Below are 20,495 nucleotides of genomic sequence, written 5' to 3'. Positions count from 1 at the left end.
TGCCGGTGCTGCGCACCGGTGCCCTGGTCAGGCTTGCTATTCGGGCGCATCCTGAACTCGCGAAAGTGCCTTGTCCCCCGGACAAGGCACAAGCATTTCGCTCAAACAACAGGACGCTTGAACCCCGAATAGCAAGCCCGCCTGCGGCAAGAAGCCTGAATCGCCCAGAGGACGGCCCCCCGGCCCAGACCGGCTCACAATGACTATCAATATGAGACTTCCGTTCTTTTGGGATCTGGCTATATGTGGTTTTTTCTGTTGCCGTAGGTGCGCAGGGGGCTTGAGGGGGAGGGGCGAGGTTTATTGGCTAATCGTCGTTTTCAACAGTTGGCGGTGAGGGTGAGGGATAGAGAAATCGGGACCAACTGCTAGTTATCGAGTGCCTGGTGCTTCATTGGAGCATGAATCTTGTTGAGGATCTCCTGGCGCACCAAGCTGTAGTTTGTAATCTGTAGCATGTAGCTTGTCTTTGAAGCCAAAGCGCCTGTCACCATGGTTGTTGTTCAGGTAAACGTAGTTACAGCGAGAGACGAGGCCAGTACCGACATTGACGAAGACAGGTTCGTACGTCATCAGACGTAGTGTCATTGATTCCGTGTTCAAGGCGAGTCGAACATCAGCGATTAGCCATTAGCCATCAGCACTCAGTAAACAATAAGCAGCAATCAGTTGCCGCATAAGGATTGTTTTTGCAAATAATCGCTGAGAGCTGTTTCGGTCCTGCTGGGGTGTTGGGGCGATTCAGAGTACTGGCCGCAGGCGAGGGCTCGATCGGGGGTACAAGCATCCTGCTGTTTGAGCCGGACGCTTGTACTTGGTCCGGGGGACCAAGTACCCGGCGAGTTCAGGATGCGCCCCGATCGAGTTCTCGACAAGGGTACCGGCGCGCAGCGCTGGCCAGTGCTCAGCCCCGACACCCTAGCAGGACCGAAACAGCGCCTTCCCAGAGACTAATTAGGCAAAAACAATCTCTAATTGCGAGCGAAGAGCCGAAAGACCCTACAAAGCCACCAAGCGCTTCAAATCCAACAAGGTGAAATGCCCATGATCCAGCCACCCGCCGGTATCAATGAAAAACACATTCCCTAATTGCCGCATCTTGTGCGTCGTCTGATGCCCATGCACCAAAGCCCGAAGACCCTCTACCATGCCATCGTAGCCAGTCACATAGCGATCCCTGGACCACATACAGACATAGCGGTCATTGGCATCAAAACCCTCGGTATGAATGTGCTGCCAATTATCGTAGGGAAAGTCGGCATGAACCATACCCACCAGTCCCAAGGGCGTTTCTATTTCCATCGCCAAAGGCAGGGCTTGCAGACGTTGAGCGATCAGTGCCTGCTCGTCCGAGGTGCAATCGTCCAGCCATAGCCCACCATGCACGCGATGATCTACTTCCTGAATAGGCTGCCCAATCGCCCGCCGCCAGGTCAGCTGCTCGTGATTGCCACAAATCGCATGAAACCAGGGCAGGTCCAGCCACTCCAGAACATGATGCGACTCCGGACCACGATCCACCAGATCGCCCACCGAAAAAAGGCGGTCCTTGGACGGATCAAAACGAATCCGCTTTAAAGACGTTTTCAGCTTGGAGAAGCAACCGTGAATATCGCCAACCGCAATATCGCGTCCCAAGGTGTTCTGGCTGAAGTGTGCTACCTGCATGATGATGAAACCCGGACTAGATGAAACGTGCTCATCACGGTACTCAGAGCAGCAGGCCGAGTCAAGAAAGACGCGGCCTGCCGCTGCACTCAGCCAGAAGAGACTATACGTGTCAGGCAAGACAGCCTCATGTCCGGCAACAAGATTACCAATATAAATTCATGTTCAACATCACTTCCCGTTCCATGCCCCGGAACTGGCCGGTGTAATACTTCTTGTTGAACACATTGTTGACGTTCAGGGCTACCCGATAACGGGAGGTCTCATACGCCACCGCCATATCTGCCAAGGTAAAAGAAGGGTTGTAGTTCAGGCTGCCATCCGGCCGTACATCATTGGGCGACTTGCCCCGATACCGTACACCGGCCCCCAGCATCAAGCCCTGAATTTGCTGGGGCCGATAGTCCAGCCACAGACTGGCGGTCTGACGTGCGGTTTGCAACGTCTGCCGATCAATTTCTGCCGGGCGCTCGCTTTGCGTAGTCCGTGGATCCAGATAGGTATAGCCCGCCATCAGGTTGAGCTGAGAGCTAATGGGCAGCTTGGCTTCCAGCTCGATACCCGTGGATCGTACTTCTCCTGTCTGGACGCTGAAACGCGGGAAGTTCGGATCGGGCGTGGTGACATTGGTCTGGCGCAGATCAAACACCGCAGCGGTAATCAGGGCATCGGTTCCCGGTGGCTGATACTTCACTCCGGCTTCGTATTGCTTGCCCTCGCGCGGCTTGAATGCCGTGCCATCGGCGGCCCGCCCTGTTGTGGGGTCAAAGGCGGTGGAATAGCTGATGTATGGAGCCACACCATTGTCAAACAGGTACAGCAAGCCCGCGCTGCCGGTGGTGGCGCGGTCCGTCATGCGCGGCTGCGTCGCACTGCTTTGTACGGTGCGAGCAGTGTCGTGACGCAAGCTGACATTGGCAACCCACTGGTCCCATTTCAGCTGGTTCAGCATGTAAATCCCGGTTTGCTTCAGATCGCGCTCGGAGTAATCCAGTTCGGGCGGTGTGATGGACAGCCCGTATACCGGGTCGAGCATGTCCAGGTCAGGTACGTTCCAGCCAAAGCCCAAACCGTCGTTTTCTTTGTAGCGCAGATAGTCCACACCAAATTCCAGGGTGTGCTCCAACGGCCCCCAGTTAAAGTCCTTGCCGACACGGCTATCTACCGTGAAGGTGCGGCCTTTGGTTTCCTGGGCCAGGCTGGCGCGGGAGACGCTGCGCTGGTCGGCCAGAACGGCCATGGCGTAGATATGGCGGTAATCAATGTCGATTTCCGAATAACGCAGGTTCTGACGCAAGCGCCAGCCGCTTTCGGTGTCATGCTCCAGAGCATAGCCAATGGCTTTGGTGTCGCGATTGAAGTAGTCAAACGCCGGGTCCCCGGCGGTGCGTTTGAGCGGCAGGTCAGTGACTTCGGGGTAATAAAACAGATTGGGCCACCAGGACTTGGGAGTGCCTCGTTCACGCGAATACGAACCCAACAGTGTCAGGCTGGTCCGGTCCGACAGTTTCCAAAGCAGGGCGGGGGACATCGAGACACGATCGTCGCGCGAGTCTATGGTGCGTCCATGGCTTTTGCGCCCGGACAGATTCAGGCGATACAGCAGGGATTGATCGTCGTTCAAGGCTCCACCAATATCCGCCGTTACCTGACGGCGCTGGTAGCTGCCATAGCCCAGTCCCAGACTGTTCACGTGATCGGCTGTGGGGCGCTTGGACACCACGTTGACCACGCCGCCGGGGCGTCCCTGTCCATACAGGACCGAGGCCGGGCCTTTCAGCACTTCGATGCTGTCCAGGCTGTCCATATCATCGTTCCAGGACCCGTAGGTGCCTGCCGAGAGCTGTTTCAAGCCATCTTTGTAGTAGGCACTGCCGTCACTAAAGCCACGTATCACCGCGCCACTCATGCGCAGGTCGCCCGAGCCGGACACGTCAGTCTGAACGCCAGGGGTGTAAGCCAGGGCGCGTTCAATGCTTTGCGGGGCCAGAATCTTTAACTGCTTTTGCGTGACGATGGAGACCGAACGCGGGGTTTCGATCAAGGGCACGTCCAGCTTGCCACCGCGGCTGTTTAGTGCGACGTAGCTGTCAGCGGTGTCTGTGGGGGCGCGGCGTATCGTGACTGGCGTCAATTGAGTCACACCGGCTGACAAGGTGATCGTGTTGCCGTCTCGGGTGTAGTTGATGCCACTACCGTCCAGCAATTGACGCAAAGCTTGCTCAGGTGCCAGATGACCCGAGACCGAGGGGGCTTGGCGTCCGGCAACTACATCCTGAGAGAAAAAAATCTGCAAAGAGGTCTGTTCGCCCAGTTTCAGCAGGGCATCGCCCAAGGGCTGGGCAGGGATTTGAATAGAGGCAGTTTGTTGGGCCTGCGCAGCAGAAGGGGCCAGGCTGAAGGCCAAACTCAGGCTTAAGGTCAAGGCACTCAAGTTCGCCTGCAAAAGGGGCGAGTGGCGACGACGTGGGGTAAAGGGGCTCACGATCCTACGTTTTCCAATGAAAATACATCTCGCGCGATAGACGCGCCCAGCCTTTGGCCAAAGGGACTCAGGGGGCTGCCCTCCGGGGGATAGCCTCCTTCACCTACCTAGACGCACAAGGTGCTCAATCACCGGAATGAGAATCATGATTATTTTGTAACAGGCCCAGGAAGCTCTGTTTTTAGCGCGCCACAATGTGCGTCACACCTGACGCATCTCTCTGAACCTGGACTGGGGCAATGGCAGGTAAGGCCTTGAGGACAGTCTCGGGTTGGTCGACATCGAAAATGCCGGAGATACGGTGCTGGCGCAGGGCGGGGGCGTCCAGCGTCAAGGGCTGGGGCAGGTAGCGAGCCATTTCCTGTACCAGCACTTCCAAAGGCGTGTTCTTGAAAATGATCTTGCCGCGTTGCCAGGCTGTCAGGCTTTCCACATCGGCTGTGTGTACCGGGCCGGGCTCCGCACCTTGGCGCAACAGCACTTGTTGCTGCGCTCCCAAGAGGCGTTCCTGGCGACGCCACCAAGGACCGGATTCCACTTTGACCGAGCCGGACTGAACGCTGACTTGCAGGCTGTCTCCCAGCCGTCGCACATTGAAGCGGGTGCCGGTGACGGTTACGGTGCCCAAGTCGGTGCGCACAATAAAGGGCAGGGTTTGGTAGTGTTGGACGGCAAAAAAAGCTTCACCCTGGAGCAGTTCGATTTCCCGTTTGGAGGCAGATAAACGAGCCTGGGCGATGGTGTCGGTATTCAAGTCCACAACAGAGCCATCGGGCAAGGTGATTTGCTGACGCTCGCCTTTGGCAGTGAGCAACTGTACCGTTTCTTCTACCGGGTTCAACCAGCCTGACTGATGGATGGCTCCTGCCGAGAGGGCCAGCATGCCAAGCGCGCCCAAACCCAGTGTCAGATAACGGCGCTTGGGGGATGGCACACGACCAGGGGCGTGGGGCAGCAGTCTGCGCAGGCGTTCTTCCGGGACGGCCTGGCTGGCGCGCCACAGGTACTCCACCTCGCGGTAGCGGCGCGCGTTGTCAGGATCAGCGTCCCGCCAGACTTGGAAGGCGTGGTGGTCCTGCTCGCTGGCTTCCCCCGATTGCAGTCGGGCGAACCAATGAGCGGCATCGCTGGGGTGATCCAGTTCGTCGGAGGAAGAGGGGTGGGTCATGGCGCGGGCTTTGTGTACGACATGGCGTCAGTCAGGTACGTAATGGTGCAGCCGTTCATGGATGTGACGCAAGGCACGAGTCATGTATTTTTCCACCATGCTGCGGGAAAGGGCCATGTCCTGGGCAATTTCGGTATGGGTCCAGCCCTCCAGTCGATGCTTGATATAGACCTCTCGGCATTTTGGGGGCAAGTCGGCCAGCGCGTTCACCAGCGCGTCGGCTAATTGCTCAAACTGGGCGTGGCTGTCAGCCCCGGCCTGGCGCGGATGCTCGGTATCGCTTAGCTCGTCCAAGGGTAAGACAGTCAGGACGGTTTGATGGCGATGGCGGCTGATCAGACGGTTGTTGGTGCCTCGTGCCAGATAGGCACGTGGGTTGTCGATCAGGGTAGTGTTGTTTTCCAGCATGCCCACAACGGTGTCGTGCATGGCATCTTCCGCGTCTTCCCGGCTCTCGGCCTTGCGCCGCCATACGCCAAACAGCTCGCTATACGAGGCGAGCCAGGCTTTTATGGGACGTGAAGGGTGAGACATGGAGCGGCTTAGCGGAGCAGGCGGAAAAAAGAATAGTGAATAATAGCAATAATTCTCATTCAGGTTGTTCTTGTTCGGCCTGTCTGTGCAATTTCTTCTGACCGGAAGGGTCTTGGGGTCAAGCTGCCCGTACCAAGCGGCTTGGTCTAAAATCTTTCGATCCTTATATCTTCTACATCTGAATTCCGAGGTTTTCATGTCTCAAACCAGCACTCCCGTTGATCCGGACGGCCTGCTTGAATATTCGGTGGTCTACACCGACCGCGCCTTGAACCATATGTCCAAGACCTTCCAGGAAGTGATGCGTGAAATCTCTCGCACGCTCAAACAGGTCTATCAGGCACATTCGGCGATTGTTGTGCCGGGCAGTGGCTCGTTTGGCATGGAAGCGGTGGCCCGTCAGTTTGCAACGGACCGCAAGTGCATGGTGATACGCAATGGCTGGTTCAGCTACCGCTGGACTCAGATTTTTGACATGGGTTCCATCCCCGCCAGCACCACGGTTCTGAAAGCACGCCCGATTGAGGAAGGCAAGCAGGCCGCTTACGCACCGGCCCCTATCGAAGAAGTAGTTGCTGCGATTCAGGCTGAAAAACCGGCTTTGGTGTTTGCCCCGCACGTGGAAACAGCCTCCGGCATCATGTTGCCCGATGACTATATGCGTCAGGTCGCCGATGCCGTGCATGCGGTAGGCGGTCTGTTTGTGCTGGATTGCATTGCATCGGGCACCGTGTGGGTGGATATGAAGGATGTGGGTGTGGACGTGCTGATCAGCGCGCCGCAAAAGGGTTGGACTGGCTCGGCATGTTGCGGTCTGGTGATGTTAAGCGAGCGCGCTCGTCAGCACATTGAAACCACGACCAGCACCAGCTTTGCCTGCGATCTGCGCAAGTGGCTGCAGATCATGGAAACGTATGAGAGTGGGGCTCATGCCTACCATGCCACCTTGCCGACGGACTCCTTGAAGGTGCTGCAAGAGGCGATGGCCGAGACGGAAGCTCTGGGCTTTGACTGGATCCGCAATCGTCAGCTGGAGCTGGGCCGCAAGGTGCGTGCCTTGCTCAGCGAACATGGTTTCCGCAGCGTGGCGGCACCAGGTTTTGAAGCGCCGGGGGTGGTGGTGTGCTACACCACAGACGACGGCATCCATTCGGCAGCGAAGTTTGCCAAGGCTGGTTTGCAAGCCGCCTCGGGTGTGCCGTTGCAATGCGATGAACCTGCCGATTTCAAGACCTTCCGAATTGGTCTGTTTGGCCTGGACAAGCTGAACAATCTGGAACGCTCGGTGGAGCGTTTGGCCAAGGCGCTGGATGCGATTGAAGAGCAGTAAGTTGCTGCAGTAGCGGTTGCTACATGAGAAGGGAGCCTTGCATGGCTCCCTTTTTATTTTTGCTCCCAAGTAGAGTGTGGCTTGCTTCTTCTTTGCCTACTACTTAGTGGCATCCCCAGGGGTTTTGGGGGCTTGATTGAGTTCACCCATGGCAAAGGCCAGGTTTACAGAGCCGACCAAACCTGCAGTATGAGCCGTAGTCTGGGCTTCTTGTGCACCCAATAGACCGCTGTGCGCTTCGGTCAGCAAGGTCATGCCGGTCAGACCTTCCTTATAGGATTCCAGCGCACCTTGGTAAGTGATTTGTGCCGCCTCGACCAGGCTGGTGGCGGCTTGATGAGACTCCAGAGCAGCTCGCAGCGCGTCGGCAGCAATGATCATTTGCTTGTAGGCGTCTTGTTCGGTTTTGGCGACGCGTTCGCGCGCGGTGTCGGCACGCAACTGGGCTTCGCGTACTTGCTTGTTGCGTAGCCCAGCGTCGTAGATCGGGATATTCAGGGCCAGCACGGCGCCTCGGGAAGAGGATTGCGGGCTGACTTCGGGCAGGCTGCCTACACTTAATGAACCCATGCGTTTGGAGATAAAACCCATCAAGGCCAGCTTGGGCATGAAACTGGCTTCGGCTGAGTCTATGCCTGCCAGACTGGCCTGATGGGCGGCTTGCAGGGCCTGTACATCGGGCCGCTGGGCGATGGCTTTTTTTAGTGTGTCATTGCCAGGGATATCCAGATCCTTGGGCAGGGGACGGGTGGCGCTATCGGCGACTTTCAGCTCCGTTTCCGGGGACAGGCCAATTGCACCCAGCAACGTTTGATAAGACTGACGTGCCAGAGTGCTGGCATTCACATGGTGCAAACGTGCCTGGGCTTTCAGTTGTCGTGCCTGCGCGACTTCAATCTGGGTGCCCAGCCCATTGCGCTGCCGCTCCAGGGCGATATCTTCAATCAGTGCCGCATTTTTCAGCCCTTGGGCAGAGATTTGCTCGCGTTGGCGGGCCGAGTTGTAGTTGAAGTAGCTGATGGATACTTCCGCAATCACGGCTTGATGCACACCGCTGAAGGTAATCCGGCTGGCCATGGCCAGTTTGTCGGCCGCCTCTTGCAAGGCGGCGCGTTTGCCAAAGTCGAACAGCAGCCACTTCAAGGTCAGGGAAGGGACGGCGCCACTTAAATGGGTGTCGTAGTCCACATCGACTTCTCTGCCCAGAATGTGCACGCTGCTGTCGCGGTCGCTGCGCATATAGCCGCCCACCACGCTGGCGGAGATCAAGGGCAGGTAGGTGCTTTCCACCATACCGGCAGCTTCTGCGGCTTGTTGGGCCTCGCCCCAGGCAATGCGGGTGCTGGGGTTCAGGCGCTGGGCCAGGTCGATCAGTTCAGGCAGGCTGTATTCGTGATGGGCTTGCACGCGGGGCGCTGGCTGGTTTTGATCCGGGCCGCTGTAGTCGGCCAATGTCAGGCGAGGAGGTTCCGGCGCATCTTGCTCGGGCATGGCCTGGGCCATGGGTTTGTGATCAGGCGCCGCGCAGGCGGCCAGAGTCAGGGCGGCCGTCACAGCCAGAGTCAGACGCAATGCAGGAAAACAAGTCATAGACATAAATTCAGGAGGCAGCAGAATGAGTCAGCAGCGTAGCAGCATACTGCTGTCCGCCTTCAAGGACGAGTTGTACGGCCATGCAGACCAGCAAGAACCCCATGATGCGTGAAATGGCATCGACGCCGTTATGCCCGATCACACGCACGATGCTGAGCGAGGAGCGCAGGCAAATGAAAAAGATCAAACCAATCAGGATGGCCAGAATGATGGGCGTGGCCACCAGCACCCATTCCGCATAGTGCCCGCGCATGCCAGCCATTTTGGAGGAGGCACTGATAACCAGAGCCATAGTGCCGGGACCGACCGTGGAGGGCAGGGTCAGTGGAACGAAGGCGATATTGTTGTGGGCAGCGGTGTTCTGATCGGCTGCTTTGGAAACCACGTCGCTGACAGTGGGGGGAAACAGCATGCGAAAGCCGATATACGCCACGATCAGCCCGCCCCCGATGCGCATGTCCACCATGGAAATGCCCAGTGCCGAAGTAATCCACAAACCGGCGTAGTAGGTAATCAGCAAGGCAAGAATGACATACAGCGTTGCCTGACGCAGTTGCTGCTTCTTTTCTGCTGCGCTCAAGGTTTCGCCCAACGACAGGTACATCACCATTGAAGTCAGGGGATTGGCCAGGGGCAGCAAAAATGCCAGCCCCAGGCCGAGCAATTTGAATAACTGCATCACTTCGTTGGGCATGGGAGCTCCTTGATGAGGTTTCAGGCGGGCAGGGCGTTCTTGTAAATCTTGCCGTCCTTGATGATCAAGAGCAGGTTCTGTTCGGGCTGCTCCAGAAAGCTCAGGCTTTGTTCGGGTTCGCCATCAATCAACAGCAGATCGGCCAGGGCACCGGCTCGGATCACGCCCAGTTCGCCTTCGTACGGTTGGCGCAGGCCCGACAGTTGCAGCAGCCGGCCATTATCTCCGGTCGCCATTTTCAGCACCTTGAGTGGGCTGTAAAAACGGGTCAGCTTGGACAGCATGCGGCCATGGTGTGGTAGATGGGCGGGGGTGAACAGAATGTCCGTGCCCCAGGCGGTCTGGATCTGATATTTATCGGCCAGTTCGTAGGCACGTACGGTTCCTACGGCAACTTGTTGTTGCTTGGCCTTGCTGCGTGGGTCGTGCTGGACGTTGGCGTCTTCATCGGCCAAAAAGGGTTGCAGGCTCCACCACACGCCTTCGCCAGCCATCATGCGGGCGGTTTCTTCGTCGGCAAGTTGGCCGTGTTCGATGGATTTCACGCCTGCCTTGATCGCACGCTGGATACCACGAGCGCAGTACACGTGCACCATCACGTAGGTGCCCCAGTCGCTGGCGGCCCCCACCGCGGCACGCAGTTCGGCATCACTAAATTGCAGTCCTTCCAGTGGGTCGTACAAGGAGGTGACACCACCCCCGGCCATCAGCTTGATCTGGCTGGCGCCCAGCATCAGTTGCTCACGAACACGACGCAGGACTTGGTCGGCGCCATCGGCAATGCAGGTTACACCTGCTCGTTCGGTATGGCTTAGCTCGCCTTCTGCGCGTGGCACTTCGTAGCGCATACGAAAGTCTGCATGGCCGCCGGTTTGCGCAATCATGGCGCCGCTAGGATAGATGCGCGGGCCATGCAGCAAGCCCATATCAATACCGCGTTTCAAGGAGAAGCTGGGGCCACCGGCATCGCGCACGGTGGTAAAACCGCGCAGCAAGGTGCGCTCGGCTTCTTTGCTGGCAATCAAATGCAGGTCAGCCGGGTCGGCCATCATGGCGGTCATCTGGTCGACAGCGCACAAGAGGCTATGCCAGTGGGCGTCGATCAGGCCAGGCATCAAGACTTTGTTCTGGCAGTCCACGACGGTGGCGTCAGCCGGAATCTCGGCAACCGGCATGACGGCAGTGATGCGGCCCTGGTCAATCTGGACGGCTAGCCCGTTTTTCAGCTCTGTTGTTTCACCATCAAACAGGCGCAGATTGCTCAGGATCAGTTTGGGAGCCAGGGCGATGGGTTTCTGATCCAGGGCATTATTGGATTGGAAGGCCGGGCCTGCAGGGACCGCGCTGGGGGCGAAACTGGCTGATGCACTCAAGCGCTTGTGAATGAAGGGAATGGAGGGGTGGGCGCAAACACAGGCTGGCAAGCCGTGACGATAGGCTTGGCGTTGTTGGCGCAGGGCAGGGGACTGGCCCAGGTAGGAGTAAGTCTGCATGGCGTCCTAAAAAATCAACGATAAATGAAAGGAAGGCGGACTCAAGACATACGCAGTTCGATCAGATCCAGCAGGCGGACCCGTTCGCGAGCGATTTCATCGGATATCTGGTGTGTGCGAGCTAAGGTGTAAACGGCCTCACGCGCGGCGTGGATGGCCCGGATTTGCATGTCTTTTTCCAGTGCTTGTTCTGCCAGATCCGGCTCCAGTCCGTCGCCTTGATGGCTGTGAGCAATAGTGCCCAGGACGCGGTCGGCCATGGCCGTGTAACGCGCCCCTGAGGACTCGGGATTGTGCGCAATCAAGTCATTCAATGTCTGCGCCACCGACTGGGCGCTGGCGTGACGTACGGCTTGCTCGGCCCGTTCTTCCTGCTCCTGACGTCGACGCAGGGCAGGGAAGCTGACTCGTTTCATGATGGGTGGCAGGGCCAGGCTGGCCGTCAGCAGTGACACGATAATGACGACGGAGGCCAGGAAAATGGCCAGATCTCGGGCAGGAAAAGGACTGCCATCGGCAAGAGTGAGCGGCAAGGTCATGACACCGGCCAGGGTGACGGCACCTCGTACCCCGGCAATGGACAGCACCAGCACCAGGCGCGGGTTGGCTTGGGCGGTCTCAGCAGCATGATGCAAGCCCAGCAGGGACAGGCCGCGTCTTAGCCACAGGTACGCGTAAACGCATAGAAAGCGCAGCAAAATCAGGGTGGTACACATGGCGACCGCATAGACCAGCAGCCAGGCTGGATTATGGTGGCCGGTCTCCTGGACAACCTGTACCGCGCCGCGAAAGATAGCGGGTAGTTGCTCGCCCAGCAGGACGAACATCATGCCATTCAAACTAAGTTGCAAGGTGTCCCAGACGGTCTTGCGCTGCATACGGGTGGCCGCCAGTGCATTGCCCGAGAGCTCGGCGTAGCTCATGGTCACGCCTGCTGCGACAGCGGCCAGAATGCCAGAGGCCTCCATTTGTTCGGCCAGGAAGTAGGACGCAAAAGGCAGGAGCAGGCTGAACAGAACCTCTGGCCCTGGCTCTTCGCCCCAGCGGCGCACAAAGAGATTACGCAGAAAAAGCAGGGCACGCGTGGTCACTACGCCCACGACCAGGCCGGCCAGCGTTAGCCACAGGAAGTTCTGGCTGGCAGACGTGATGGAGAAAGAGCCGCCCAGGGCCAGGGCTACAGCAAGTCGAAACGCAACCAGACCGCTGGCATCGTTGAACAGGGATTCACCCTCCAGCAAGGCCTGCAGTCGTGGCGGCAGAGGCACGCGGCGGGTAATGGCCGAGACGGCAACTGGGTCAGTTGGCGAGACAATGGCGGCCAAGGCGAAGGCCACTGGCAAAGGCATGGCAGGAATGAGCCAGTGCAGCACGTGGCCTAATCCGAATACCGTTAAAAAGACCAGAATAAAAGCCAGAACCAGAATGCCAATTCGGTCCCGAATTAAACTTTCCTTGGAAATGCGCCAGCCATCCAGAAATAATAAGGGCGGCAGAAACAGATAAAAGAACAGATCCGGATTCAGGGTCATCCCATGATTGAACCAGCCGGCAATCAGAAAGCCCAGCAGAATCTGTACGAGAGGGGCAGGGATGGCAACAGGTATTATCTTGACCACGCTGTTGCTGATTAAAACGGCGGCCAGCATGCTTAAAGTCAGGTTTACGTCATCCATGGCAACTCTGTGTAAATAACCGAGGTTATTGAGACCCTATCAGAAAGATGTTTGTCACTATACTCGTGAAAATCATAGATACACAGTTGCTTAATCCGGCAGAGATATAAATGATGTCTTTGAAAGGGCTCAGGTACAATTCGTCGCAGCGATCAGGGCGCCATGCGCAGATCGGTTTAACAATAATCAGGGAGATGCCACGCATGCGTGCGCTACTAGCCGGTCTGGCTGTCTTGCCCTTGTTGGGGGGATGTTCTCTTGCCCCGTCGGTCTATGTGGCGGGTTCGTATTTCCCGGCCTGGCTGGTGTGTGTGCTGGGCGCCGTGCTGCTGACCTTGCTGATTCGTTGGGGGCTGATTCGTGCAGGTGTGGATGATGCCCTGCCCATGCGTTTGCCTGTCTATGCCTGCTTGACGCTGGCACTGACCTTTGCCGCACTTCTTCTTTTCTTCGAGTGACTGAGCCATGACCCAGGCACAGAAATCCTCCCCCCGTAAAGGCGCTGCCCGCCTGCTGAGCGTGCTGATTGTTGTCGCCGCCATTGTTTTGGCATGGTGGTATTTGCAGCGCTCTGCCAACAACCCTTTGTCCGAAGACGCGGTGATCGGTGCCGATGTGGTGCATATCTCCAGCTCCTTGCCTGGACACATTGAGCGCATGATGGTGCGTGACGGTCAGTTTGTCAGCCGCGATGAACTGCTCTTTACCGTAGACCCGGTGTTTTATCAGCTGCGTCTGGAACAGGCCCAAGCTGAACTGGCGCTGGCTCAGGCTACGCTGGACATGAAGCAACGGGCTGTGCGCGCAGAAGGGCATAACGCCGTTATTGCCGATGATCAGATTACCCGCGCTAAAACCAATTTGACGATGGCCACGCAAAGCCAGCGTCGCTTGGCGAATCTGGCGGCCAAGGGTTATGTCTCCCAACAGCAATTGGATGAAGCTAATACCTTGCTGCGTGATGCTCAAGTCACCTTGAAACAGGCAACAGAGCAATCCGGGGCCGCTCAGGCTCTGGTCGGCAATACGCAGGCAGAAGAAGCCATGGTGCAAGCGCGACAGGCAGGTTTGGCGATGGCCCAGCGTGATCTGGAACATACTCAGGTCAAGGCACCGCACAACGGTCGTATCGTGGGCTTGCGTATCGGCTCGGGAGAGCATCTGATGCCCGGCACGTCTGTCTTTACCTTGCTGGATACGGATTCCTGGTATGTCACGGGCATGTACCGTGAAACGGATCTGAAAGAGATCAAGCCTGGTGCCTGCGCCACGGTGTATGTGATGTCCGATCCTTCGCGCAAGCTCTCGGGCAAGGTAGAGGAAATTGGTTGGGGTGTCAGCAGTCAGGAGCAGATCAATCTGCCGCGCAGCCTGCCCTATATTCAGAAATCCATGAACTGGGTACGGGTAGCGCAACGCTTTCCGGTGCGTATCCGTCTGGATGCCCCGCCCGAGGACTTGATGCGCATGGGTGCCTCGGCCACCACCATTATTCATCGCGATGGCAACTGCTAAGACCGGCGTGTCGGGTCTGGCGCGGCTGGTCTGGCAAGACTTGCAGCCCACCCCCGGTCGTCTGGCGCAAAGCTGGCGCGTGGCGGTGCTGTGCGCCTTGATGGTGCTGCTGGCCATGAACTACGGTATTCCCGAGTCTGCCGTCAGCTGCTTTGTGATCTTCTTTGTGATGAAGTCCGATGCCGGCGAAAGCTCGGTACTGGCGCTGGCTCTGGTGGTGCTGGTGTCCATTGTGGTGCTGCTGATGGTGCCATTGATTCAGGTCACGATTCAGTATCCGGCCTGGCGTTTGCTGGCCATGGTGCTGACCTCCTTTGTGCTGTTGTTTCTCGGGGTAGCCAGCAAGCTGGGGCCTTTGGGCGGGATTATTGCCTTGGTCATCGCCTTTGTGCTGACCTTGTTGGGCTATGTGCCCTTTGGCGAGATTGCTACCCGTGCCGTGCTTTATGCCTGGTTAATGACCTGCGCCCCCATGGGCCTGGTGCTGATCTTCAATCTCTGTTTTGGTTTGTACCCGCACAAGGTGTTGCGCCGTGAACTGGCAGCGCGTTTGCGTTTGTCGGCCCAGGGTTTGATGGGGCAGGCAGATACGCAGGATTTGTGGGACGAACTGGCTTTGGGAGTCAGTGCACAACAGAAGCGACTGGGCTGGATACGGCTGTTTCACTTGCGGCCTGCACAAGAGCAGGCAGAACTGGATCAGGCCATCTTGAATACCTACCGAGCCTTGCTGGCGGTTGCCGTCTTGCGCGATCAGCATCTGGACAATGAGCAGGCCACAGCATTTGCCCAGATGTGCGAACGCAGCGCACAGGATATTGAACAAGGGCGTTTGCCGCAGATGAATGATCTGCCCGAGCTGTCAGCCTCCAGTTCTTTGGCCGAACAAGATTTGCGCGATGCCTTGCTGGCCTTGTCGGGGGCGGTGTCTATTGGCAAAGCGGATCCGGAACATGGCTCCTTCATGGTGCCCGACGCCTTTAGTAATCCGGTTTATCAGCACCATGCCTTGAAGGCGACGGCAGCTGCAGTGCTTTGTTATCTGATCTATAGCGCGGCAGACTGGCAGGGCATTCATACTGCCATGATTACCTGCTACGTGGCCGCTTTGGGCTCTACCGGGGAAACCGTACACAAGCTGACCTTGCGGATTGTGGGCTGTTTGCTGGGGGCGGCGCTGGGCTTTATCACCATCTTGTTTGTGATGCCGCATCTGCTGGATATTGGCGGCTTGATGGTCGTGGTATTTCTGGTGTCCCTGTTAGGGGCCTGGGTATTTTATGGCCCGGAACGTATCTCGTATGCCGGCATTCAAATTGCCTTTGCCTTTTATCTGGTGACCTTGCAGGGCTTTGGTCCCAGCTTTGACCTGGATTCGGCCCGTGATCGGGTGATCGGTATTTTGCTGGGCAATGCGGTGATGTACGTGATGTTTACCCAGATCTGGCCTGTCAGCATTGCAGGTTCGGTACGTCAGCGTTTGGCCACGGCTTCTGACAGTTTGAGCGGCCTGGGCAGCTTATGGCAGGAACGTCCCGCCCAGGCGGTGCAACAGTCAGCCAGCGTCGCGCAGGAGCTGTCGGCGGCCAAATATGGATTGGCTCTGATGCACTTGGAACCAGAGCGTTTGCGACCCGACCAGCAGCAGGCCCAGGATATGCAACGTCAATGGCAGCAGTTGCGCCAGCAGTTCATCGGCCAAGCCTATATGCCTGTATCTCGCCACCGAAGCGATTGATAACCCTCATTACCTAGAGGTGATTTTCCCGTCCTTGACGGCTCGTAGAATGGGCCTCACTTCCCATTATCGGGATCAAAAGAAGCGCCGCAAAGGCCTCGGTTCGGTCGGAGACACCCCCGCATACCTACTTCTTTCTGCCTATGTCTGCACCTTGTTGCGGGCAGGGCAGGACTCGTCTTTGCTCGGCGTTTTCTTTGATTCAGCGTGTGAGAAGTCTCTTGCCCCCTTTGGGGCTGGAACTGTCCATTACTGATTCCTGATGACGGCAACGTACCGTTTCAGACATCACAATACTGATAAAGGAGCATGAAGTATGGCTGAGCAAGAATCCGCATTGCGGCCAGGGCAGGAGGCCCTGGTCCCTCCGGTTGCTGGCGGTTGGTTGCAGAAACATTTTGCCTATACAGAGCGCGGCAGTTCTCTGCGTCAGGAGGTCTTGGCAGGGCTGACGACATTCCTGGCAATGGTTTATTCCGTATTTGTCGTACCGTCCATGCTGGGCAAGGCGGGCTTTGATACCTCGTCGGTCTTTGTGGCCGTGTGTCTGACCAGCGCTTTTGGCTCCCTGCTGATGGGGCTGTGGGCGAATCTGCCCATTGCGGTGGGCTGTGCCTTGTCCTTGACTGCGTTCTTGGCTTTTGACTTGGTGCTGGGTCAGCAACTCAGCCCGGCCGTCGCCCTGGGTGCCGTGTTCCTGATGGGCCTGATCTTTACCCTGATTTCCGCCACCGGGATTCGTACCTGGATTCTGCGCAATTTGCCCCTGGGCATCGCGCATGGCACGGGTATCGGAATTGGCCTGTTCTTGCTGATGATCGCCTCCAACGAGGTAGGTCTGGTGACCCGTAATACGGGCGCAGGTCTGCCGGTTGCCCTGGGGGACGTCACGTCCATGCCGGTCTGGCTGAGTGTGCTGGGTCTGGCAGCAATTTTTGGCCTGGAGCGCCGTCGTGTCACGGGCGGTATCTTGCTGGTGATCTTGGGTCTGTCGGCGGTAGGCCTGATCTTCGATCCCAATGTGCGCTTTGCTGGCCTGTTTGCCATGCCTAGCTTGCTGGGCGAGAACTCCTTGATCGGTGCCATGGACATAGGCGGGGCCTTGAATGCGGTCGTCCTGCCCAGTGTGCTGGCTCTGGTGATGACAGCCGTGTTTGATGCGACCGGCACGATTCGTGCGGTCGCGGGCAATGCCGGGCAATTGGACAAGGATGGTCAGATCATCAATGGCAGCCGCGCCCTGACGACGGACTCGCTCAGCTCTTTGGTGTCTGCCAGCTTGGGGGCTTCGCCTGCCGCCGCCTACATTGAATCTGCTGCCGGCACAGCCGCCGGGGGACGTACCGGTCTGACCGCGGTGGTGGTTGGCCTGGGTTTCCTGATGCTGATCTTCCTGTCGCCTTTGGCCGGTCTGGTGCCTTCCTATGCGACTGCGCCTGCCTTGATGTATGTGGGCTTGCTGATGCTGGGCGGCGTGCGTCATCTGAATACCGAAGATACGGTCGACACCATGGCGGGTCTGGTGTGCGCCGTGTTTATCGTGCTGACCGTCAATATCGTCACAGGCATCATGCTGGGCTTTTGCACGCTGGTGCTGGGTCGCCTGTTCTCGGGTGAACTGCGTCGTCTGAATGTGGGCACGGTTCTGATTGCCATTGCCCTGGTTGTTTTCTACCTGGGTGGCTGGGCCTTATAAAGCAGGGCTTGGGAAGGGCTGGTGTTCCCCTTTACACTAGCCCTTTTTCTGAAAACCAAAGGGGTACCTGTGCTGGTCGCATTTGATTTTGATGGCACGATTACAGACCGGGACAGCTTGCAGGACTTCATACGTCGCATGCGAGGCTGGCCGGTCTGTATTCGTGCCTATTTAGCTTGCGTGCCTCGCGTCCTGGTCTGGGATCGCGGTCCGCAGCGTCGTCAGGCGATCAAGCATCGTTTTCTACGCAGTGCCTTGGGTGGTTTGAGCCGGGAGCAGGTTCAGGCTTTAGCCGACACCTATGTGCGGGACTATGTGCCGCAGATTGTCCGCCCGGAAATGATGGAACGAGTCCGTGCCCATCGAGAGCGGGGAGATACGGTGGTGCTGGTCAGTGCCTCGCCGTCCATTTATTTACAGCCCTGGGCGCAAGCACAGGGAATGGCTCAGGTGCTGGCGACAGAGTTGGCCTTTGATGATCAACAAGGTTGTGTGGGCATGGCCAGCGCCAATTGCTGGGGGCAGGAGAAGGTGAATCGCTTGCAGGCGTGGCTGGGCGATAAACCCGTGGAGCTGGATATGGCCTATGGTGATAGCCCCGGTGATGCGCAGATGCTGGCCCATACGCGTCAGCCCTGGCTGCGGGGAAGGGATGCCGCTCTGCCAGCGCTGGAAGTCCGATAGTCGATTGTAGGGTTTGCTTTGTACCGCTTGAGTTGCAGGCTTGGCAGCCTGGTGGCAGATCTACAGTCCAGGGCGGGAGATCAAGATAGCAAAATGCCCGACCAGAAGCAGATTCTGGTCGGGCATTTTTTCGGAGTGATTTGCAGTGATTTAGTCAGCGGAGATCAATCCCGACGCAGGGGTTTGATCCTGGCCGCTGGTTTAGTTCTGATTGCGCTTGATTGCCATACCAATCAACAAGCTGGCCCAACCTTGGGTCAGCAAATCAATACCCAGAATCAGGCCCAGAATCCATACGCTATTGCCGGGCCAGCCTGCGGCAATGATCAAACCGGCTGCCAGTGTAATCAGGCCGGAAAAAGCCATCCAGCCGCCACCTGCCTGGGCCCGGTTCTGAAACCAGATCCAGAGTCGGAATGCGCCGGAAGCAATCAGGAAGGCGCCAAAAATCAGGGTCAGGACGGTGGCACCTACCAAGGGGTTGCTGATGGCGATCAAACCGGCGAACAAGTACAAAATGCCGCTCAAGCTCCAGAACAGAAAGCCGCGCCAGCCTTTGGAACTCCATGCATGAGCCAGATGCAGCACGCCGCCTATGGTCATCAGGATGCCGACGTACACCACGCTGGCAACCGTGGCACCAACCACGTAGATCAAGGCGATCAGACCCAGAATAATCAGGGCGATGCCCAGACCAATAAACCATCCTGGTTTCAAGGGCAGTTGACGTAGCAACTCAGAGCGATTGTTGTCATGTGGACTTAGAGCCATCTATGTACTCCTTGCAAGGTTAAACCGACGCTACGGTCTTAACTTTACTCCAGACCCGGGCAAGGGCCTAGTGATATGCAAAGAGCCTGCTGCAGAAACACGAAGGCCCTACCGTTGCGGTAGGGCCTATGGGCCGCTCTGGCGGCGGTGAACTGTCATGATGACAGTTTGGGAAAGCTGTGTTTCAGACAGCTTACTGACACTATGTCAGTGGTTTCAATGTACGTTAGCTAATCAAAACCAGCCAATTATGGAAAACCCGGAAGTCTGAAACAAAGCCCTTCAAACCGGTAAAACAGGCGGTTTGAAGGGGTGAGAACAGGGCCTTAGTGGCCGTGTGCGCCCTGGTGACCCTGGCCAGCCTTGGTGTTCAAGGCACGGACCGGAGCGCTGATTTTCAGCTCTTCCTTTTGACCGGCGGCATTCTGGATTTCCAGGGTGAGATCCACGGAACTGCCCGCCTCAACCTGTTTGTCCAGACCCAGCAGCATGATGTGGTAGCCGCCGGGTTTCAGTTCCACAGCCTTGCCAGCGGGCAGGTCGATTTTTTCAACCTGGCGCATGCGCATGACTTCGTTTTCCATCGCCATTTCGTGGACCTCCACCTGCTTGCTCAAGCTGCTGCTGGCGCCCAGCAATTGGGCGTTCTCGGTAGATTGCAGCACCATGAAGGCGCCGGTGGCTTGCTGGCCGGGAACCGTGGCGCGAACCCAGGGATCGGTAACGGTGACTTCGGCCTGGGCCAGGGTGGGCAGGCTCAGCAAGGCGGCCAGGGAAAAAAGAGAGCGAGCAATAGTACGTTTCATGTTGGTAATCCTGTTGGGGTTCACTTGCTCAGAGCCAGTACCTGGCGGATATCAGCCACGGCTTCTTCAGCCGTTTGCGTATGACGCAGGGCGATCTGCAACTTGCCTTGTGTGTCATACACATAGGTCAAGGCGCTGTGGTCCATGGTGTAGCTGGAGCCGGTAGGAACCTTTTGATAGAAGACTTTGAAGTCGCTGGCGGTTTTGGCCAGCTCTTCCTCGGTGGGGCGCAGGGCCACGAAACTGGGGTCGAAAGCCTGCATGTAGGCTTGCAGCAGTTCGGGCGTGTCGCGCTCCGGGTCAATGGAGATAAACAAGACTTGCAGCTTGTCGCCATCCTCGCCCAACTGTTCCTTGATGTCGACGGCACGAGTCAGGGCTGTCGGGCAGACGTCGGGGCATTGGGTAAAACCAAAGAAGATCAGCACGATCTTGCCGCGATAGTCGGCCATGGTGCGACGTTGGCCTTCGGTATCCAGCAAGCTGAAATCCTTGGCAAAGTCGGCACTGCTCATGTCTACACCTTCCAGATTACGAAAGGCGGGCTGCTTGGGGGCCTTGTCGCCGCAGGCGCTCAGGACCAGAGGAGTCGCCAGCATGGCAAGCAGGAGCTGGCGGCGTGAGAAGGAGGCGTTCATAGAAAT

The 20,495-nt window shown here is 57.5% G+C and carries 17 protein-coding genes; 6 read left to right on the top strand and 11 right to left on the bottom strand.

The features are described 5' to 3' along the window. Window positions 1–999: 999 nt before the first annotated feature. From KOE80_RS16830 to KOE80_RS16815, 4 genes are all read right to left on the bottom strand, one after another. On the bottom strand, window positions 1,000–1,668 hold the full coding sequence (locus KOE80_RS16830) for a metallophosphoesterase (protein ID WP_035268369.1): 669 nt from the start codon (window positions 1,666–1,668) through the stop codon (window positions 1,000–1,002). Window positions 1,669–1,813: 145 nt separating this feature from the next. After that, complete coding sequence (locus KOE80_RS16825) at window positions 1,814–4,153, bottom strand: TonB-dependent siderophore receptor (RefSeq protein WP_413228943.1); 2,340 nt, start codon at window positions 4,151–4,153, stop codon at window positions 1,814–1,816. 181 nt (window positions 4,154–4,334) lie between these two features. Then, the gene (locus tag KOE80_RS16820) at window positions 4,335–5,321 is read right to left on the bottom strand and encodes a FecR family protein (protein ID WP_226349553.1); all 987 of its coding nucleotides are present in this window, start codon (window positions 5,319–5,321) and stop codon (window positions 4,335–4,337) included. Between the two features lie 27 nt (window positions 5,322–5,348). Next, window positions 5,349–5,855 carry an RNA polymerase sigma factor gene (locus tag KOE80_RS16815; protein WP_035268361.1) on the bottom strand — a complete coding sequence of 169 codons (507 nt, stop codon included), beginning with the start codon at window positions 5,853–5,855 and terminating at the stop codon, window positions 5,349–5,351. A gap of 196 nt (window positions 5,856–6,051) precedes the next feature. Between KOE80_RS16815 and KOE80_RS16810 the strand changes: the two genes are divergently transcribed. After that, window positions 6,052–7,185: an aminotransferase class V-fold PLP-dependent enzyme gene (locus tag KOE80_RS16810; protein WP_115635027.1), complete on the top strand. Its 1,134-nt coding sequence runs from the start codon at window positions 6,052–6,054 to the stop codon at window positions 7,183–7,185. A gap of 99 nt (window positions 7,186–7,284) precedes the next feature. On the opposite strand, the gene KOE80_RS16805 is transcribed toward KOE80_RS16810, so the two are convergent. The 4 genes from KOE80_RS16805 to KOE80_RS16790 are packed head-to-tail and all read right to left on the bottom strand — an operon-like array spanning window position 7,285 to window position 12,641. Beyond that, the gene (locus tag KOE80_RS16805) at window positions 7,285–8,775 is read right to left on the bottom strand and encodes a TolC family protein (protein ID WP_226349552.1); all 1,491 of its coding nucleotides are present in this window, start codon (window positions 8,773–8,775) and stop codon (window positions 7,285–7,287) included. Window positions 8,776–8,785: 10 nt separating this feature from the next. Beyond that, complete coding sequence (locus KOE80_RS16800) at window positions 8,786–9,472, bottom strand: MarC family NAAT transporter (RefSeq protein ID WP_009460989.1); 687 nt, start codon at window positions 9,470–9,472, stop codon at window positions 8,786–8,788. Between the two features lie 20 nt (window positions 9,473–9,492). Further along, window positions 9,493–10,965 carry a metal-dependent hydrolase family protein gene (locus KOE80_RS16795; protein WP_226349551.1) on the bottom strand — a complete coding sequence of 491 codons (1,473 nt, stop codon included), beginning with the start codon at window positions 10,963–10,965 and terminating at the stop codon, window positions 9,493–9,495. Window positions 10,966–11,006: 41 nt separating this feature from the next. Beyond that, window positions 11,007–12,641 (bottom strand): Na+/H+ antiporter, encoded by a 1,635-nt coding sequence (locus KOE80_RS16790; RefSeq protein ID WP_226349550.1) that lies wholly within the window; start codon window positions 12,639–12,641, stop codon window positions 11,007–11,009. A gap of 203 nt (window positions 12,642–12,844) precedes the next feature. On the opposite strand from KOE80_RS16790, the gene KOE80_RS16785 reads away from it, so the two are divergent. From KOE80_RS16785 to KOE80_RS16765, 5 genes are all read left to right on the top strand, one after another. Beyond that, window positions 12,845–13,099, top strand: a complete 255-nt coding sequence (locus tag KOE80_RS16785) for a YtcA family lipoprotein (RefSeq protein WP_179136438.1) — start codon at window positions 12,845–12,847, stop codon at window positions 13,097–13,099. Window positions 13,100–13,106: 7 nt separating this feature from the next. Then, complete coding sequence (mdtN, locus tag KOE80_RS16780; RefSeq protein WP_021446781.1) at window positions 13,107–14,156, top strand: multidrug transporter subunit MdtN; 1,050 nt, start codon at window positions 13,107–13,109, stop codon at window positions 14,154–14,156. Beyond that, complete coding sequence (locus KOE80_RS16775) at window positions 14,143–15,894, top strand: FUSC family protein (protein WP_226349549.1); 1,752 nt, start codon at window positions 14,143–14,145, stop codon at window positions 15,892–15,894. The genes mdtN and KOE80_RS16775 overlap by 14 nt, the downstream gene beginning before the upstream one ends. A 316-nt stretch (window positions 15,895–16,210) precedes the next feature. Next, on the top strand, window positions 16,211–17,590 hold the full coding sequence (locus KOE80_RS16770) for an NCS2 family permease (protein ID WP_226349548.1): 1,380 nt from the start codon (window positions 16,211–16,213) through the stop codon (window positions 17,588–17,590). A gap of 69 nt (window positions 17,591–17,659) precedes the next feature. Continuing rightward, on the top strand, window positions 17,660–18,274 hold the full coding sequence (locus KOE80_RS16765) for an HAD-IB family hydrolase (RefSeq protein WP_035268864.1): 615 nt from the start codon (window positions 17,660–17,662) through the stop codon (window positions 18,272–18,274). Between the two features lie 201 nt (window positions 18,275–18,475). Here the strand turns inward: KOE80_RS16765 and KOE80_RS16760 are convergent, their stop codons facing one another. The 3 genes from KOE80_RS16760 to KOE80_RS16750 all read right to left on the bottom strand — a co-directional run bounded on the left by KOE80_RS16760 (window position 18,476) and on the right by KOE80_RS16750 (window position 20,489). Then, window positions 18,476–19,045: an HdeD family acid-resistance protein gene (locus KOE80_RS16760; RefSeq protein WP_009460967.1), complete on the bottom strand. Its 570-nt coding sequence runs from the start codon at window positions 19,043–19,045 to the stop codon at window positions 18,476–18,478. A gap of 326 nt (window positions 19,046–19,371) precedes the next feature. Continuing rightward, complete coding sequence (locus KOE80_RS16755) at window positions 19,372–19,851, bottom strand: copper chaperone PCu(A)C (RefSeq protein ID WP_035268345.1); 480 nt, start codon at window positions 19,849–19,851, stop codon at window positions 19,372–19,374. A 20-nt stretch (window positions 19,852–19,871) separates the two neighbouring features. Next, window positions 19,872–20,489, bottom strand: a complete 618-nt coding sequence (locus KOE80_RS16750; protein ID WP_026484718.1) for an SCO family protein — start codon at window positions 20,487–20,489, stop codon at window positions 19,872–19,874. Window positions 20,490–20,495 lie beyond the last annotated feature (6 nt).

This window comes from Alcaligenes sp. 13f (assembly GCF_020496585.1).
GTDB lineage: Bacteria > Pseudomonadota > Gammaproteobacteria > Burkholderiales > Burkholderiaceae_B > Alcaligenes > Alcaligenes phenolicus.
This window is presented reverse-complemented; position numbering and strand designations above follow the sequence as displayed.

Excerpts from the sequence above, each read along its gene's own strand:
- KOE80_RS16830 (WP_035268369.1), bottom strand. The coding sequence starts at position 1,668 with ATGCAGGTAGCACACTTCAGCCAGAACACCTTGGGACGCGATATTGCG.
- KOE80_RS16820 (WP_226349553.1), bottom strand. The coding sequence starts at position 5,321 with ATGACCCACCCCTCTTCCTCCGACGAACTGGATCACCCCAGCGATGCC.
- KOE80_RS16815 (WP_035268361.1), bottom strand. The coding sequence starts at position 5,855 with ATGTCTCACCCTTCACGTCCCATAAAAGCCTGGCTCGCCTCGTATAGC.
- KOE80_RS16810 (WP_115635027.1), top strand. The coding sequence starts at position 6,052 with ATGTCTCAAACCAGCACTCCCGTTGATCCGGACGGCCTGCTTGAATAT.
- KOE80_RS16805 (WP_226349552.1), bottom strand. The coding sequence starts at position 8,775 with ATGACTTGTTTTCCTGCATTGCGTCTGACTCTGGCTGTGACGGCCGCC.
- KOE80_RS16800 (WP_009460989.1), bottom strand. The coding sequence starts at position 9,472 with ATGCCCAACGAAGTGATGCAGTTATTCAAATTGCTCGGCCTGGGGCTG.
- KOE80_RS16795 (WP_226349551.1), bottom strand. The coding sequence starts at position 10,965 with ATGCAGACTTACTCCTACCTGGGCCAGTCCCCTGCCCTGCGCCAACAA.
- KOE80_RS16790 (WP_226349550.1), bottom strand. The coding sequence starts at position 12,641 with ATGGATGACGTAAACCTGACTTTAAGCATGCTGGCCGCCGTTTTAATC.
- KOE80_RS16785 (WP_179136438.1), top strand. The coding sequence starts at position 12,845 with ATGCGTGCGCTACTAGCCGGTCTGGCTGTCTTGCCCTTGTTGGGGGGA.
- mdtN (WP_021446781.1), top strand. The coding sequence starts at position 13,107 with ATGACCCAGGCACAGAAATCCTCCCCCCGTAAAGGCGCTGCCCGCCTG.
- KOE80_RS16775 (WP_226349549.1), top strand. The coding sequence starts at position 14,143 with ATGGCAACTGCTAAGACCGGCGTGTCGGGTCTGGCGCGGCTGGTCTGG.
- KOE80_RS16770 (WP_226349548.1), top strand. The coding sequence starts at position 16,211 with ATGGCTGAGCAAGAATCCGCATTGCGGCCAGGGCAGGAGGCCCTGGTC.
- KOE80_RS16760 (WP_009460967.1), bottom strand. The coding sequence starts at position 19,045 with ATGGCTCTAAGTCCACATGACAACAATCGCTCTGAGTTGCTACGTCAA.
- KOE80_RS16755 (WP_035268345.1), bottom strand. The coding sequence starts at position 19,851 with ATGAAACGTACTATTGCTCGCTCTCTTTTTTCCCTGGCCGCCTTGCTG.
- KOE80_RS16750 (WP_026484718.1), bottom strand. The coding sequence starts at position 20,489 with ATGAACGCCTCCTTCTCACGCCGCCAGCTCCTGCTTGCCATGCTGGCG.